Raw genomic sequence first — 16,540 nt, 5'->3', positions numbered from 1 at the left:
CCCTGGCTTTACTGGCCCGTTGCCCTCACTCTGGGTAGTGGTGAGGATGGCGGGATGTCGTGCGGACGGGGGACGGCATATGGATGCGGTACGGCTCATCGCGGCCGGCCGGCACGCGCTGGCACAGAGTGGGGTCGCGTGGGACATCGTGGGCGAGGCCTGGCAGGCCCAGGCGCTCGCGCAGGGCATAGGGAGCTATCTGGCGGTCACCGGACCGCCGGAGCTCAGATCGGAGGCACGGGGACTGGGGGAAGCGGGAGGCAGAGGCTGCGGGGTGCTCGACCGGGCCGCCCTGCGCGGTGAGGGCAGTGCGCCCGAATATCCGCCGCGGGCCGCGCAGTTGAGCGGGGTGTCGGATGTCCGGCAGGCGCTGCTCGGACTCCAGGCGCTGCTGGGTGAAGTAGGGATAGCCCTGGTCGGGGTGGCCTGCGGAACGGACGACGAGGCCCTGTACTGGCAGTGCATAGAGTCGATCGACGCGGCCGACGAGTCGAGCGACCGGGTGCGGGCGATCCTGCGCCGCATGGCGGTCCGTGAGCGGGGGTCGGCCTCGGGCGTGGCCTGAGGGCGGTACGGGTGGGGTCCCGCCGCGCTCGGCGGGACCCGCGCGGTCAGGACGCCCGGTGGGACGGGAGCCCGCCCTCGGGGGTGCGGTCCGTGGAGGCCTGGAGATCGGCGTCGAGCTGGGACAGGTCGGCGTTCAGCGCCGCCATCAGTTCTTCCATCTGCTGCAGCAGGCCCTTCGGCGCGCCGCCGCCCTGGGCGGGTACCGCGGGCTCCCGACCTGCCTGGTCGTGTGCTGCCTGCGCTGCCTGTCCGGTCGGTCCGGTGTGTCGGCGGGTCTCCGGCACGGCCTCGTGGGACATGGCGGCCTCCTCGGCCCTGGCCCTTCCGGGGCGGAAGGGGGCGGTGGACGCACCGGCAGGACGCCGCCGGCGCGCGGGCCGGGCGGTCCGGCTCCGTCCGAGCCAACGATCTCCGTCCGGGCTGGTCACTGGCGCGCCCGGGGGTGGACCGTCCGGTTGACGAAGATTCACCCTGCCGGGGCGGGAAGTGCAGGATGGGAGGCATGGATCTTCGCATTTTCACCGAGCCCCAGCAGGGTGCGAGCTACGACACCCTCCTGACCGTCGCCAAGGCCACCGAGGACCTGGGCTTCGACGCGTTCTTCCGCTCCGACCACTACCTGCGGATGGGATCCGCCGACGGCCTGCCCGGCCCCACCGACGCCTGGATCACCCTGGCGGGCCTGGCCCGGGAGACCAAGCGGATCCGGCTCGGCACGCTGATGACGGCAGGCACCTTCCGGCTGCCCGGAGTCCTCGCCATCCAGGTGGCCCAGGTCGACCAGATGTCCGGCGGCCGTGTCGAACTGGGCCTCGGCGCGGGCTGGTTCGAGCAGGAGCACAAGGCCTACGGGATCCCCTTCCCGGCGGACCGGATGTCCCGGCTGGAGGAGCAGCTGGCCATCGTGACCGGCCTGTGGGCCACCGAGGCCGGCGCCACCTTCGACTACGCGGGCCGGCACTACCAGGTGGAGAACTCGCCCGCGCTCCCCAAGCCCGCACAGGCCAAGGTTCCCGTCCTCGTCGGCGGCCACGGGGCCAAGCGCACCCCGCGGCTCGCCGCCCGGTACGCGGACGAGTTCAACATGCCCTTCGCGTCGATCGCCGACAGCGAGCGGCAGTTCGCCCGGGTCCGGGAGGCGGCCGAGGAGGCGGGTCGCGAGCCCGGCGACCTCCGCTGCTCCAACGCCCTCGTCGTGTGCGTGGGCAAGGACGACGCCGAGGTGGCCCGCCGGGCCGCCGCCATCGGCCGGGACGTCGACGAGCTCAAGGCCAACGGCCTGGCCGGCTCGCCGGCCGAGGTCGTGGAGAAGATCGGCGCCTACGCCGCCGCCGGCTCTTCCCGCGTCTACCTGCAGCTGCTCGACCTCGACGACCTGGACCACCTGGAGCTGATCTCGGCCCAGGTGCTCTCCCAGCTCTCCCCGCACTGACAGCTCCGACAGCTCCGACAGCTCCGACAGCTCCGACAGCTCCGACAGCTCCGACGGAGGAAGGAAGACCATGCCGCGTGCGTCCGGTCCGCTCGCCGAAGCCCTGCGCCGCGGGTCCGTGCTCCTGGACGGCGGGCTGAGCAACCAGCTCGCCGCCCAGGGCTGCGACCTGTCCGGGGACCTGTGGACGGGGCGGGTGCTCGACGAGCGCCCCGACCAGGTGGAGGCCGCCCACACGGCGTACGCCCGGGCCGGCGCCCAGGTGCTGATCACCGCCAGTTACCAGGTCGACCCCCGCCACCCGCGGGCCGCCGCCCTGCTCCGGCGCAGCGTGGACCTCGCGGCCCGCGCCGCCGAGACCGCCGACCACGAGGTGTGGGTGGCCGCCTCGGTCGGCCCGTACGGAGCGGTCCTCGCGGACGGATCCGAGTACCGCGGCCGCTACGGTCTGAGCGTGCGCCGGCTGGCCGACTTCCACCGCCCCCGCATCGAGGCCCTGCTCGCCGCCGGGCCCGACGTCCTGGCCCTGGAGACCGTCCCCGACCCGGACGAGGCCGAGGCCCTGCTCACCGTCCTCGCGGAGACCGGAGCCCCGGCCTGGCTGAGCTACACCGTCGCCGACGGCCGCACCCGCTCCGGCGACCCGCTCCCGGCGGCCTTCGCACGCGCCGCAGGCTCCGAGCAGATCATCGCGCTCGGCGTGAACTGCTGCGACCCCGCGGAGGTCCTGCCCGCCCTCGAAGCGGCCGCCGCCACGACGCGCAAGCCGCTCCTGGCCTACCCCAACGACGGCTCCGTCTGGAATGCCGCCACCCGCACCTGGCGCACCCCCGACCACCCCGCCCCCTGGCCCACCCGGGCCTGGCGCACCGCCGGAGCCCGCCTCGTCGGCGGGTGCTGCCGCATCGGACCCGACCGCATCACGGCGCTCGCCGCGGAACTGTCCCGTACGGGAGACATGACTGACGACCAATCAAGTTGAGTCATCGGCAGTCGAGTTCGAGTCAATGAACGCCTCCCCGTGCGGCACGGGAGCTGACAGGTGCCACCCGTACGGGCCACGATGCTCCGACATCGAACGGGGGGCGTGTGATGAGTGCTGCCGAAACCGACGACGCGAGCGACGGCAGGGCCGGAGCAGAACTGGCGCTGCGCGTCTTCACCGGCGAGGAGCGCTGGGGGTGGGAGTTCGTCCAGCCGCCCCAGCCGCCCGTCCACCGTGACGCCAACAACCCGCCCGTCTACAACGAGCCCTCCGGCAACGAGGTCCGCGCCATGCAGGAGCGGGCCATGACGGCCAAGAGGAGGGGCTCCGGCTGCATCACCGTACTGGCGGGTGGCCTGGGCCTGGCCATCGGCGGAGCGGCCTTCGGGCTGACGGTCGCCGTCCTCGTCATCGCCCTGCTGATCGCCACCTCGCCGAGCGCCAGACTGCGGGCCGCCCGCCGCCGCCTGGAGGCCAACCGGGCCGGCGCCCGGAGTGACTACGAGCGGCGTTACCACGCCTGGCAGAGCCGGCTCGCAGCACACCACGCGGAGCATCTGCGGCACAACACGACACTGGATACCTGGTACCCGCTCGCCCTCGCCTCCCGGCCCAGCCGGATCGACGTCTTCGGCGGCACGGGCAACGGCTGGGCGAGCCTGCTCGCCACGGTCGGCGGACCCCTCCTCGGCGCCGGCCGGTCCCTCGTCGTCCTCGACCTCACCCAGCAGGCCGTGGCACTCGAACTGACCGGCCTCGCCGCCCGCCGCGACGTCGCCGTCCACCACGTCCCCATGCCCGGAGCCCTGCTCGACCTCGACCTGCGCGAGGAGTTCACCTCCGAGGAACTGGCCGAAGCGCTGGCGGAAACACTGGGCAGCATGCGCCCGCCGGGCGCGGACATCGACCTCCACACCATCGACGTGGACGTGGTGCAGGCCGTCGCGGACCTGCTTCAAGGACCCGTGACCTTCGCCCGGCTCGCCGCCGGCCTGCGCGTCCTGCTGCGCGTCTACGACACCGACCCACAGGCGCCGGGCGTCCTCGCCCCCTCGGAGGTCGAGGCGATCACCCGGGCCATCGACCTCGTCGGCCAGGGCGAACGCGTCCAGAACGAGCTGCGCTACGTACGGGCCCAGACGGAACTGCTCACCAGGGCGGAGCCGGCCCCCGCCGACACCCGCGCCGCCGACTGGTGGCGGCCCGGCGGCCTGACCGTCGTCACCACCGAGGACCTCGTCCACCGCCGCAAGGACCTGACCGACCGCTTCGTCTTCTTCCGGCTGCTCCACACCCTGCGCAAGCGCGCCGTCGTCCCCGGAACCGGCACGCTCGTCGTCGCCGGAGCCGACCACCTCGGACGCGAGGCACTGGAAGCCATGGCGCGCCAGGCGCGGAGCGCCGGAGTCCGGCTCGTCTTCCTGCTGGAGCACCTGCGGGAGGCCGCCGTCCAGGTCGCGGGCGGATCGGACAGCGCGACCGTGTTCATGCGGATGGGCAACGGAGAGGAGGCCAAGGCGGCCGCACAGTTCATCGGCCAGGAGCACAAGTTCCTCGTCAACCAGCTGACCCGGCAGGTCGGCGAGACCCTCACCGAAGGCCGCGGCAGCAGCTACGGCTACCAGCGGGGCGTGTCCGAATCGGACGGCTCCAACACGGGAGGCGGCATCTCGGGCAGCACCTGGGGGAGTTCGAGGTCGTTCTCGACGTCCCTCTCCCGCAGCTGGCAGGACTCGACCAACACCTCCACCGCACGCTCCACCACGACCGGTGAAAACCTCAGCCGCGTCTACGAGTTCACGGTCGAACCCACCCAGCTGCAGTCCCTCCCGACGACCGGGCTGATCCTCGTCGAGGCCGGCCCGGGCGGCCGCCGCGTGGTGTTCGGCGACTGCAACCCCGGGATCAACTTCATGCCCCGGCTGTCCGCCCGACCGCGCGCGAGCCTGACGTGAGTACGGGTGCCGGGCCCGGTCCGGCACTGCCCGCCGCACTGCCCGCCACGCTCGGCGCGTACCGCTTCCACCGCCTGCTCACCGTGCCCCGGCGGCCCGAGGACCGCACGGAGGACCGTACGGCCGCCCAGCTGACCGCGGCCGTGACGGCGGCCCACGCGGTGCTCTCCCACCGCGGGCAGGGCGGCCCGGCGGGGATCGCCGCGGCGTGGATCCGCCCAGGCACGCACCTGCCGCTGCACTTCCTCGTCGGCGGCGCGCCCTTCTTCCCGGCCGCCGGCGAAGAACCCGCCGCGGACGACGCGGTACGCCCCGTGCGCTACCCGCCCGGAGCCACGGCCCGCGACCTCCCGCCGGGCGAGGCCGCGGCCCTGCTGGCACGGATGCCGTTCTGGCTGCCCTGCCCCGGCGCGCACGACACGCTGCGCCTGGGCGACGACGAGCGCACCCTGCCGACGGAACGGCGCGGCTCCTTCGACGACGCCGTCGCCCACCTGCCCGACGCCTTCGCCTGGCTGGTCCTGGCCGAGCCCGTCCCGTACGAGCGGCTGGAGCAGGAGCGCGCCGCGCTCTCCGTCCAGCTGCCCCGACTGCGACAGCGCGAGAACTCCGCCGCCGACCGCATCGCCGCCGAGCGGGCCGAGGCCCGCTACCGCGAGCTGACCAGGGCGCTCGCCACCGGCGTGTGGAACGTACGCGTACTGGTCGGTGCCGAGCGGCCGGAGTCGGCGCTCGCCTCGGCGGCCCTGCTGTGCGGAGCGGGCGACCTCGACGACCTGCCGTACGTGCTCGTACCGGCACGGCGCCCCGTCCCGCTCGCCGAGGCACTGACCGCCCTCACCCCGCAGCCGGCCGCCGGGTCCGGCCCCCCGGGCAGCGTCCCCTTCGTGGCACCCGCGGAACTGGTCGCGGCGCTGGCCCGGCCGCCCGCACGGGAGCTGCCGGGCATCCGCACCGTCGCCCCGAACCGCTTCGACGTCACCTCCGAGGACACGGGGGAGACCGGGGCAGCCCCGGACGGCTTCCTGATCGGCGACATCCTCGACGAGTCCCTCTCGGCCGCCGACCGGCTCCACGTCTCCCGGTCCACCCTCAACCGGCACGCCTTCGTGTGCGGAGCCACCGGCTCCGGCAAGTCCCAGACGGTACGGAGCCTGCTCACCGCCCTGTCCACGCACGCACGGCCGGTCCCCTGGCTGGCGGTCGAGCCGGCCAAGGCCGAGTACGCCCGCATGGCCGGGCGCCTCGCCGCCTGCGACGGCCCGGAGTCCGCCCGGCGGGTCACCGTCATCCGGCCGGGGGACGTCGACGTCGCACCGGCCTCGCTCAACCCGCTGGAGCCGGAACCGGGCTTCCCGCTCCAGAGCCACGTGGACCTCGTACGGGCCCTGTTCGAAGCGGCCTTCCAGGCGGCCGAGCCCTTCCCGCAGGTACTGGCCCGAGCGCTCTCCCAGTGCTACACGGCCGCCGGCTGGGACCTCGTCACGGGCGAACCGCGCCCGCTCCACAAGCCGAAGTTCGAGCTGGCGGAGCCGGACGAACCCCGGACGGCGGTCTACCCGAATCTCGGTGACCTCCAGGCGACCGCCCGCCAGGTGGTCGAAATGATCGGGTACGGCAAGGAGATCACCGCCGACGTCCGCGGCTTCGTCGACGTCCGCATGGGCTCGCTGCGCGTGGGCACGCCGGGCCGGTTCTTCGAGGGCGGCCATCCCCTGGACATCGCCGGACTGCTGGCCGGGAACGTCGTCCTCGAACTGGAAACGATCACCAGCGACCAGGACAAGGCCTTCCTCATCGGCGCCGTGCTCATCCGCATCGTCGAACACCTGCGGGTCCACCACGGTGCCGGCGGGGTGCCGCTGCGCCACGTCCTCGTCGTGGAGGAGGCGCACCGGCTCCTGAAGAACGTGGACAGCGGCCCCGCCGCCGCGGCCGTCGAACTCTTCGCCTCACTGCTCGCCGAGATCCGGGCGTACGGCGAAGGCGTGGTCGTCGTGGAGCAGATCCCCAGCAAGATCCTTCCCGATGTGATCAAGAACAGTGCGCTGAAGGTCATGCACCGGCTGCCGGCCGAGGACGACCGCCGGGCGGTCGGCGCCACGATGAACCTCCACCAGGAACAGAGCGAGAACGTCGTCGCCCTGCCGCCCGGGCACGCGGCCGTCGCCTCCGACGGCATGGACCGGCCCGTGCTGACGGCGGTTCCGCACGGGGAGCACGACGAGAGCACGAAGGAAGCGTCGACGGAACCTCCGCTGCTGGGCAGCCGCAGCCCGCTCTGCGGGGCCTCGTGCCGCAGGGAGCCGTGCACGCTGCGCACGATGAACGACGCCCACCACCGCTCGGTGGCACCCCTCCACCTCATCTGGGCGGACGTGGCCGCCTCGGCGCAGGCGATGGGCAAGGAGGCCCCCGGCCCGGCCGCCGCCGTCCGTGCCTCGCTGCAGGCGCTCACCGAACGGGACCTGGAATGCACCCTCGTGTACGCGGTGGAGCGGGCCGTGGCCGCCCGTGAATCCGTGATGCGCGACGAGGTCGACCCGGCGGACTTCGCGGAACGCCTGTACGCCGTCCTGTCCGCGGCCCTGCGCGGAACGGCCCCACCGGTGGGCGACCCGCGCCGCTACACGTACGCCAACTACCGCTTCCGCGACGTCCTGGACGTCATCCGCCGAGCGGTGAGGGACAACCCGCAGGGACCGCACGCCTACGCGGACCGTACGGCCCACTGGGAGGCCCGCGGGCTGATCCTGACCGGCACCTCGGGGGCGGAGCACCGCCTCCAGGTACGTGCCAGGCCCGGGTACGGGGCGGACAGGGCCCACGGCCGGGTCGGCGACGTCGAGCGGAGCGGCCTGCGCGACGCGGTGGCGGCGGTGACGGGCGGCACGACGGAGGAGCACGTGAAGCGGGCCTTCCGGCAGGCCTGCGAGGACGGGCCGCGGCTGAACGCGGTGGTGGCGGAGACGGCGGAACGGGTGGCCCAGGAATGCGCCCGGGGGAGGGAGACCCGATCGTGAGCGAGGTCAGCGCCGCCACCGACACCCCGCCCCCGCCGCCACCTCCTTCTCCGCCCCGGGAGGAGCTGGGGGCGAGCAGGGAGGGCGAGTCGCGGGATGCCGCCGCGGAGGCCGGGACGACGGCCGACACGGGAGCCGACGCCGACGCCGACGCCGACGGCGCCGAGGACGAGCAGCCGTTGGACGACGACGGCGCCGACGACCATACGGCCGAGGCGGCTCTCCATCCTGAGGACGCGGTGGACGAGGGCGACTCCCGCGACGACGAACCGGAGGATCCGCACGCGGAAGAGCCGGGGCCGGACGCACCGGTCGAGCCCGAAGCACCGGAAACCGTTCAGGAGCAACAGCGCGAGCGGGAACTCGCCCTCCAGCCGGAACCGGCACCAGAACCAGCGCCCGACTCCAAGCCCGAAGCGGAGCCCGAGACGGAGCCCGAGCCCGAGACAGAGCCTGAAGAGGTCCCGGAACAGCAGCCTGAGCCGGCGGCGGAGCACGAGCCGGAAGGGCGGCCCGAGGCGCCTGAGCAGCGCTCTGAACAGCAGCCCGAGGCGCCTGAAGAGGATGCGGAACGTCTGCCCGAGTCGCCTGAGCGGGAGCCCGAGCAAGGGCCTGAACAGGAGCCCGGCGCGGATCGCGCGCGCCCGGAGTCCGGTGAAGAGGCCTCCGATCCCGCGCGGTCCGACGCGGCCGCGCGACGTTCGTCACCGGAGCGGACCGAGGCGGACGGGCAGGACGGGCGGACACCCGGTCAGGAACAGGCCGTGGCCGAGTCCGGCGAGGAGGGGCCGGCCGACGGCGCATCGGCGAGCCCGGCTGACGAGGCGGCCGATACGACGGCGGCCCTGGTCCAGGGCGCGGTGACGGTCACCGAGACCGTGGTCGCCGTCGCCAAGGACGTCACGGAGACTGTCGTGGACGCCGTGAACGAAAGCGCCGCGAGCGTGTCCGTCGACGGCCGCGTCGCCGCGGTCGACGGTGAACCCGACCAGGGTCCCTCGGAGTCGGACGCCCCGGGGGAGCCTTCCGCGCCCGACGAGCCCACCTCCGACGCCGACACGGGTTCGGCATCGCAGGACGCCCCGCCGGAACCGGAGACCGCGACCGCCGCGGACGAACCGGTACCCGAGGCCTCCGGCGACCCTGACGCCTCCGCTGCCGATGGGCAAGGGCAGCCCGACGGGGGCGATTCCGGCCCGCTGGCCGGCACGGTCGACCGTCCGGCCTACACGGAGGACGGCCCGGACGACGAAATCCCGGACCGCTACGGCACCCCGCTCGACCGTGCCGACGGCACGCGGAAGCCCCTGTTCGACGGGGACCCCTCGCGGAATCAGGCCGTGCAGGGTGTCCTCGGGGACTGCGGCGCGATCACCGCGCTCGCCGCAGTGGCCCATCATCGTCCCGAGGCGATACGCGAGCGTGTGCGGGAGACCGAGGACGGCAACTACGCCGTCACGTTGAACGAGACGACGTTCAACGAGTCGCTCGACAGGTTCGAACCGACGGGGCGCCGGCTCGAGCTGACCGTGACGCCCGATCTTCCGGTGTTCGACGACCAGCCCGACGAGCCCGCCTTCGCGAACTCCGCGGACAACGGCACGGCATGGGGACCCGTCATGGAGAAGGCGCTCGCGGGAAGCGACCAGACGTGGGGACAGGACCGCAGGGACGAGTGGCAGAGCGACCACGGTTTCACGGAGACGCCCGAGGGCTACGCCCGGCTCGATGTGGGATCCAATGCCTGGGAACAGGCCGAGATGCTCACTCAGTTGACGGGGGAGCCCGCAGTGGTCGTGGACTTCCCCCACCAGGTCGACGCCGCCGGGCAGAGCCCCGACGAGCAACTCGTCGGTGACATCCGGGAAAGGCTTGCCGAGGGGAAGCCGGTCATCGTCGGCACCCACCCCCTGGAGGAGTTCAACGGTGCCTCCATGGAGAAGGGCCTCGTGGACGCGCACGCGTACGAAGTGACCGCGGTCGACGACGAGGGACGGTTCCACCTGCGCAATCCCTGGAACAGGCAGCACCCCGAGCCCTTGACGGTGACAGAGTTCAGGAAATACATCGACCCGCCCTACACCACCTTGGAGTGACCGGATGACCGCTGAGATCTCGATCAGGCACGGAGTTCAGAGGAAGGCCGGCGGCGCCTTCTTCGGAGTGATCCACGTGGATGCCCGTCCCGGGTATCCCCTCACCGTCCGTCTCGGGGTGGACGACGGCGAGGAGCGCCAGTACACCCTCGAACCGGGCGACACCTTCCCCGTCCACGACGAAACCTGGGTACTGGACCGGGTGGACGACCCCTCCGGGAACTGGCGGGTCGTCATCCGCAAGGCCGAATGACCGACCCCTCCGAGAGAGAGGCCGAAGGAGGAGGCGTGACCGCTGGGGGGCGTCCGGCCGGTGGAGACCTGGCGGAAGGAGTCTTCACGGGCCCCGAGAGGTGGGGGTGGGAGTTCGTCGAGCCGCCCGGGCTCGTCGCGCATCCTGAGGCGGGAAGCCCGCCGGTGTGGGCCGAGCCGTACTTTCCGGAGCTCGCCGAGCTGGAGAACCGGCGCGCCCTGCGGCTGAGCGGGCCCCAGAACGTGGGAGTGGTGTTCGCGATCCTCGCCTGCGGGCTGCTCACGGTCGGCCTGATCGTCGCGGCCGTCCTGGCCGTCCTGTTCCTGGCCGTCACGCTCGGCACCCGTCCCGCTCGTCAGCACGACCGGGCGCGGCAGCGGGCGGTCGAGGAGCGGCAACGGCGGTGGGCGGCGCACCAGCAGCGGGTGGCCGCCTGGCAGCGGATGCTGCAGGAGGACCGGCAGGCCCAGCTCCGCCGCGCCGCGACCGCCGACACCTGGTACCCGCTCGCGCTCGCCTCGGGCCCCGCCCGGATCGACGTCGTCGGCGGGACCGGCGACGGCTGGGCCGGCCTGCTGACCACCTTCGGGGGCCCGGTGCTCGCCGCCGGGCAGGCGCTCCTCGTCGTCGACATGACGGAGCAGGCCGTCGCGCTGGAGCTCGCGGACCTCGCCGCACGCCGCGGCATCCCCGTCGCGCACGTGCCGTTCCCCGCGGGGGCGCTGCGTACCGATCTGGGCGCGGAGTCCGGCCCCGGGGACCTGGCCGAGTCCCTGGCCGGGGCCCTCGCCACCCTGCGGCCGCCCGGAACCGACACCGATCTGCACGCCGTCGACGCGAGCCTGATCCGCACCGTCGCCCGGCGCCTCGACGCACCGCTCACCTACGGCCGGCTCGCCGCGGGCCTGGCCGTGCTGCTGCGCCTGTACGAACCGCGCGCCGACGGGTCCGGACCGCTCGCACCCCACGAGGTCGCCCTCCTCACCGAAGCCGTCGACTCGGTCGGCCGGGGCGAACGCCGGCAGAACGAACTGCACTACGTGCAGGAGCAGCTCGCGTCCCTCGCAGGGGACTGCCTGGACGCGGACTCCCTGGACGCGGACACCCCCGCCGGGTCCCCTTCCGCCGAAGTGCGGGACCTGCCGGTCCACGCATGGTGGCGGCCCGGGCGGCTCACCGTCCTCGCCACCGAGGGCCCCGGCCCCCGGCGCAAGGACCTGGCCGACCGGATCCTGTTCTTCCGGCTGCTCCACGCGCTGCGCACCCGGGCCTTCCCGCCCGGCACGGGCACCCTGGTCGTGGCAGGGGCCGATCACCTCGGGCGCGGGGCACTGGAGGCTCTGGACCGGCAGGCCCGGGCCGCCGGCGTCCGTCTGGTGCTGCTCCTGGAGCACCTGCGGGAGGGGGCGCTGCACGTCGCCGGCGGTTCGGGCAGCGCGACCGTGTTCATGCGCATGGGCAACGGCGAGGAGGCGAAGGCGGCCGCCGAGTTCATCGGCCGCGAGCACAGCTTCACCGTCAACCAGCTGACCAGGCAGGTCGGCGAGACCCTCACGACCGGGCGCGGGGGCAGCTACGGCGAACAGATCGGGGAGTCCTTCACCCGCACCACCGGCGGGGGGCCGGGCCAGGGCTCCACACACGCGAGCGGAACCTCGCTCTCCCGCAGCTGGCAGGAGACCGTGAACAGCTCCGCCGCCACCTCGACCACCACGGGCGAGACCACGTCCCGGCTCTATGAGTTCACGGTCGAACCGACCCGTCTGCAAGCCCTGCCCGTGACCGGCCTCGTCCTGGTGGAGGCGGCCCCGGACGGCCGGCGCGTGGTCTTCGGAGACTGCAACCCGGCCATCAGCCGCATACCGCGCGTCTCGCCGTCCCCCAGATAGCACCTGCGAAAACGAGAGGCGTACAGCAAGGACGACCAGCGACAATCGGTCGTGTGTTCCTGACGATCTCCTCCACCGGCTCCCCTGACCGACCCGCCACCGACCTGGGCTACCTGCTGCACAAGCATCCCGGGAAGACGCAGGCGTTCTCCACCTCACACGGCACCGCCCACGTGTTCTACCCCGAGGCCTCGGCCGAAAGGTGCACGGCGGCCCTGCTGCTGGAGGTGGATCCCGTCGCGCTCGTGCGGCGCGGCCGGGGCAAGGGCCGGGGCGGGGCGCCGGACGCCGCGCTCGCGCAGTACGTGAACGACCGGCCGTACGCCGCGTCCTCGCTGCTCGCCGTCGCGCTCAGCGGGGTGTTCCGCACCGCGCTCAAGGGGCAGTGCACCGCCCGCCCCGAGCTCCCGGAGCAGGCCCGGCCGCTGCGCGTCGAGATCCCGGTGCTGCCCGCCCGCGGCGGGGCCGGGCTCGTACAGCGGCTGTTCGGCCCGCTCGGCTGGGACCTCGTACAGGCCGAGGCCGTACCGCTCGACGAGCAGTTCCCCGAGTGGGGGGACTCCCGCTACGTACGGCTCGTCCTGGAGGGCGAGCTGCGCCTCGCCGACGCCCTGCGGCAGCTCTACGTGCTGCTGCCGGTCCTCGACGACGCCAAGCACTACTGGATCTCCCCGGACGAGGTCGACAAGCTGCTGCGCGCCGGAGACGGCTGGCTCGCCGCCCACCCCGAGAACGGGCTGATCACCTCTCGCTACCTGGCCCGCCACAAGCGGCTGACCCAGGACGCCATCGAGCGCCTGGAACTGGTCCGCCTCGCCGAGGCCGACGGCAGCGAGGTCGAGGAGCTCGACAACGCGGTGGACGAGACCCGCGACACCGAGGAGCGGCCCGTGCCGCTCGCCGTGCAGCGGCGCGAGGCGATCCTCACCGCCCTGCGGACCGCCGGCGCCCAGCGGGTGCTGGACCTCGGCTGTGGCCAGGGGCAGTTGCTCCAGGCCCTGCTCGGGGACCCGGTGTACTCCGAGATCGTCGGCATGGACGTGTCCGTGCGGGCCCTGCAGATCGCCGCCCGGCGGCTGCGGCTGGACCGCATGGGCGAGCGGCAGAGCGCGCGCCTGACACTCCTGCAGGGCTCGCTCGCGTACACCGACAAGCGGCTGGCCGGCTACGACGCGGCCGTGCTCAGCGAGGTCATCGAGCACCTGGACCCGGAGCGGCTGCCCGCGCTGGAGTACGCGGTGTTCGGCTCGGCCCGCCCCCGTACGGTCCTCGTCACCACTCCGAACGTCGAGTACAACGTCCGCTGGGAGACCCTGCCCGCCGGGCACGTGCGCCACGGCGACCACCGCTTCGAGTGGAGCCGCGAGGAGTTCCGCGCCTGGGCGGACGAGGTCGCGCGGCGCCACGGCTACGGCGTCCGGTACGTGCCGGTCGGCGACGACGACCCCGAGGTCGGGCCGCCGACGCAGATGGCCGTCTTCACCCAGCACGACGGCACCGGCACGACCGGCACGACCGGCACCACCGACACGACCGGCACCACCGAGACCCCGAAGGAGGGTGAGGCAGCATGACCAGCACCGAGACCCCCCGTACGCGCACACTTCCCGTCACCGACCTGTCCCTCGTCGTCCTGATCGGGGCCACCGGATCGGGCAAGTCGACCTTCGCCCGCAAGCACTTCAAGGCCACCGAGGTCATCTCCTCCGACTACTGCCGGGGCCTGGTCAGCGACGACGAGAACGACCAGAGCGCCAGCCGCGACGCCTTCGACGTCCTGCACTACATCGCGGGCAAGCGCCTCGCCGCCGGCCGCCTCACCGTCGTCGACGCCACCAGCGTCCAGGCCGACGCCCGCCGCAAGCTGGTCCAGCTCGCCCGCGAGCACGACGTCCTGCCGATCGCCATCGTCCTGGACATGCCCGAGGAGGTCTGCGCCGAACGCAACGCCGCCCGCCCCGACCGGGCCGGCCTGCCCCGCGCCGTCATCCAGCGGCACCGCCGCGACCTGCGGCGCTCGCTGCGCGGCCTGGAGCGCGAGGGCTTCCGCAAGGTCCACGTGCTGCGCTCCGTCGACGAGGCCGAGACCGCCGAGGTGGTCCTTGAGAAGCGGTTCAACGACCTCACCCACCTCACCGGCCCCTTCGACATCGTCGGTGACATCCACGGCTGCTCCTCCGAGCTGGAGACCCTCCTGGCCAAGCTCGGCTACGAGGACGGCGTCCACCCCGAGGGCCGCACCGCCGTCTTCGTCGGCGACCTCGTCGACCGCGGCCCCGACAGCCCCGGCGTGCTCCGCCGCGTCATGGGCATGGTCAAGTCCGGCAACGCCCTGTGCGTGCCCGGGAACCACGAGAACAAGCTCGGCCGTTACCTGAAGGGCTCCAAGGTCCAGCGGACCCACGGCCTCGCCGAGACCATCGAGCAGCTGGAGGCGGAGCCGGAAGAGTTCGTCCAGGAGGTGCGGGAGTTCATCCGCGGCCTCGTCAGCCACTACGTCCTCGACGGCGGCAGACTGGTGGTCTGCCACGCCGGGCTGCCCGAGAAGTACCACGGCCGCACGTCCGGCCGGGTCCGCTCGCACGCCCTCTACGGGGAGACCACCGGCGAGACCGACGAGTTCGGCCTGCCCGTGCGCTACCCGTGGGCCGAGGACTACCGGGGCAAGGCCGTCGTGGTCTACGGCCACACCCCGGTCCCCGACACCACCTGGATCAACAACACCATCTGCCTCGACACCGGCGCCGTTTTCGGCGGCCGGATGACCGCCCTGCGCTGGCCCGAGCGCGAACTGGTCGACGTACCGGCCGAGAAGGTCTGGTACGAGCCGGTCAAGCCGCTCGTCGCCGAGGCGCCCGGCGGACACGACGGACGCCCGCTCGACCTGGCCGACGTCTACGGCCGCCGGGTCGTGGAGACCCGTCACCTGGGCAACGTCAACGTGCGCGAGGAGAACGCGGCGGCCGCCCTGGAGGTCATGAGCCGTTTCGCCGTGGACCCGCGCCTCGTCCCGTACCTGCCGCCGACCATGGCGCCCACGGCCACCTCCCGCGAGGAGGGCTACCTGGAGCACCCGGCCGAGGCCTTCGCCCAGTACCGCAAGGACGGCATCGCCCAAGTGGTGTGCGAGGAGAAGCACATGGGCTCCCGCGCGTCCGTCCTCGTCTGCAGGGACGCCGACGCGGCCCGGACCCGCTTCGGGGTCGACGGTCCGACGGGTTCCGTCTACACCCGCACCGGGCGGCCCTTCTTCAAGGACCCGGCGGTCACCGAGGAGGTCCTCGCCCGGCTGCGCTCGGCGGTCACCGACGCCGGCCTCTGGGAGGAGCTCGACACCGACTGGCTGCTCCTCGACGGGGAACTCCTGCCCTGGTCGCTGAAGTCCACCGGCCTGCTGCGCAACCAGTACGCCGCGGTCGGCGCGGCCTCCGGCGCCGTCTTCCCGGGTGCCATCGCCGCCCTGGAGGCGGCCACCGCCCGGGGCGTCGACACGGGCGAGCTGCTGGAGCGCCAGCGCGGCCGGGCCGCCGACGCGGCCGCCTTCACCGACTCCTACCGGCGCTACTGCTGGACCACCGACGGGCTGGACGGCGTACGGTTCGCGCCGTTCCAGCTGCTGGCGGTGGCCGGGCGGTCGCTGGCCGCGGTGCCCCACGACGAGCAGCTGTTCTGGCTGGACCGGCTGGTCGCGGCCGACGAGGCGGCCGGTACCGGACTGCTCCGCCGCACCGGCCGGATCCTGGTGGACACCGCGGACGAGGACTCCGTACGGGCCGGCACCGACTGGTGGCTGGAGCTGACGGCCGGCGGTGGCGAGGGCATGGTCGTCAAGCCGCTCCAGGCGTACGCCAAGGACGGCCGGGGCCGGCTGGTCCAGCCCGGGGTCAAGGTCCGCGGGCGCGAGTACCTGCGGATCATCTACGGTCCGGAGTACACGCGCCCGGACCACCTGGAGCGGCTGCGCGAGCGGTTCCTCGGACACAAGCGCTCGCTGGCCCTGCGCGAGTACGCGCTCGGGCTGGAGGCGCTGGACCGGCTGGCGGCCGACGAGCCGCTGTGGCGGGTCCACGAGCCGGTCTTCGCGGTGCTCGCGCTGGAGTCGGAGCCGGTCGACCCGCGGCTGTGAGCGGGTACCGGTCCGGGAACGAGGCCCGGCCGCGTCAGCACGGCCCGTAAAGGGATGGCCCCCGTACGGCCTCGAATTAGGTCGTATGGGGGAACTTTCCCGGAGAACGCCGGGAAAACCACCGGCGGGATCGTTCAACCAGGGCAGCGGAATGTCCGCGACCCTGGAAGGACGGAACGTCACCTATGAAGATGACCGCGCGCGGAAGCATTGC

General features: G+C 73.3%; 11 protein-coding genes. 10 read left to right on the top strand and 1 reads right to left on the bottom strand.

Annotated elements, in window-relative coordinates:
* Positions 1–79: 79 nt before the first annotated feature.
* Positions 80–565 carry a DUF6099 family protein gene (locus tag Sspor_RS12615; RefSeq protein ID WP_202199217.1) on the top strand — a complete coding sequence of 162 codons (486 nt, stop codon included), beginning with the start codon at positions 80–82 and terminating at the stop codon, positions 563–565.
* Positions 566–611: 46 nt separating this feature from the next.
* Here Sspor_RS12615 and Sspor_RS12610 read toward each other — a convergent pair whose 3' ends face one another.
* Positions 612–851: a hypothetical protein gene (locus tag Sspor_RS12610; protein WP_373318901.1), complete on the bottom strand. Its 240-nt coding sequence runs from the start codon at positions 849–851 to the stop codon at positions 612–614.
* Positions 852–1,069: 218 nt separating this feature from the next.
* Between Sspor_RS12610 and Sspor_RS12605 the strand changes: the two genes are divergently transcribed.
* The 9 genes from Sspor_RS12605 to Sspor_RS12565 all read left to right on the top strand — a co-directional run bounded on the left by Sspor_RS12605 (position 1,070) and on the right by Sspor_RS12565 (position 16,326).
* Positions 1,070–1,999 (top strand): LLM class F420-dependent oxidoreductase, encoded by a 930-nt coding sequence (locus Sspor_RS12605; protein WP_202199216.1) that lies wholly within the window; start codon positions 1,070–1,072, stop codon positions 1,997–1,999.
* Positions 2,000–2,069: 70 nt separating this feature from the next.
* Complete coding sequence (gene mmuM, locus Sspor_RS12600; RefSeq protein ID WP_202199215.1) at positions 2,070–2,981, top strand: homocysteine S-methyltransferase; 912 nt, start codon at positions 2,070–2,072, stop codon at positions 2,979–2,981.
* A gap of 110 nt (positions 2,982–3,091) precedes the next feature.
* The gene (locus Sspor_RS12595) at positions 3,092–4,939 is read left to right on the top strand and encodes a hypothetical protein (RefSeq protein WP_202199214.1); all 1,848 of its coding nucleotides are present in this window, start codon (positions 3,092–3,094) and stop codon (positions 4,937–4,939) included.
* On the top strand, positions 4,936–7,962 hold the full coding sequence (locus Sspor_RS12590) for a helicase HerA domain-containing protein (RefSeq protein ID WP_202199213.1): 3,027 nt from the start codon (positions 4,936–4,938) through the stop codon (positions 7,960–7,962). Before Sspor_RS12595 ends, Sspor_RS12590 begins: the two co-directional genes overlap by 4 nt.
* The gene (locus tag Sspor_RS12585) at positions 7,959–10,058 is read left to right on the top strand and encodes a hypothetical protein (protein ID WP_202199212.1); all 2,100 of its coding nucleotides are present in this window, start codon (positions 7,959–7,961) and stop codon (positions 10,056–10,058) included. Before Sspor_RS12590 ends, Sspor_RS12585 begins: the two co-directional genes overlap by 4 nt.
* A gap of 4 nt (positions 10,059–10,062) precedes the next feature.
* The gene (locus Sspor_RS12580) at positions 10,063–10,311 is read left to right on the top strand and encodes a DUF6406 domain-containing protein (protein WP_202199211.1); all 249 of its coding nucleotides are present in this window, start codon (positions 10,063–10,065) and stop codon (positions 10,309–10,311) included.
* Between the two features lie 35 nt (positions 10,312–10,346).
* Positions 10,347–12,200: a hypothetical protein gene (locus tag Sspor_RS12575; RefSeq protein ID WP_202199210.1), complete on the top strand. Its 1,854-nt coding sequence runs from the start codon at positions 10,347–10,349 to the stop codon at positions 12,198–12,200.
* Between the two features lie 53 nt (positions 12,201–12,253).
* A complete protein-coding gene (locus Sspor_RS12570) occupies positions 12,254–13,774 on the top strand; it encodes a 3' terminal RNA ribose 2'-O-methyltransferase Hen1 (protein ID WP_202199209.1) in 1,521 nt (506 codons plus the stop codon).
* Positions 13,771–16,326 carry a polynucleotide kinase-phosphatase gene (locus tag Sspor_RS12565; protein ID WP_202199208.1) on the top strand — a complete coding sequence of 852 codons (2,556 nt, stop codon included), beginning with the start codon at positions 13,771–13,773 and terminating at the stop codon, positions 16,324–16,326. The genes Sspor_RS12570 and Sspor_RS12565 overlap by 4 nt, the downstream gene beginning before the upstream one ends.
* Positions 16,327–16,540 lie beyond the last annotated feature (214 nt).

This window comes from Streptomyces spororaveus (genome assembly GCF_016755875.1).
GTDB classification, from domain to species: domain Bacteria; phylum Actinomycetota; class Actinomycetes; order Streptomycetales; family Streptomycetaceae; genus Streptomyces; species Streptomyces spororaveus.
This window is presented reverse-complemented; position numbering and strand designations above follow the sequence as displayed.

Coding starts and splice junctions, on each gene's coding strand:
- Sspor_RS12615 (WP_202199217.1), top strand. CDS start 80: ATGGATGCGGTACGGCTCATCGCGGCCGGCCGGCACGCGCTGGCACAG.
- Sspor_RS12605 (WP_202199216.1), top strand. CDS start 1,070: ATGGATCTTCGCATTTTCACCGAGCCCCAGCAGGGTGCGAGCTACGAC.
- mmuM (WP_202199215.1), top strand. CDS start 2,070: ATGCCGCGTGCGTCCGGTCCGCTCGCCGAAGCCCTGCGCCGCGGGTCC.
- Sspor_RS12595 (WP_202199214.1), top strand. CDS start 3,092: ATGAGTGCTGCCGAAACCGACGACGCGAGCGACGGCAGGGCCGGAGCA.
- Sspor_RS12580 (WP_202199211.1), top strand. CDS start 10,063: ATGACCGCTGAGATCTCGATCAGGCACGGAGTTCAGAGGAAGGCCGGC.
- Sspor_RS12565 (WP_202199208.1), top strand. CDS start 13,771: ATGACCAGCACCGAGACCCCCCGTACGCGCACACTTCCCGTCACCGAC.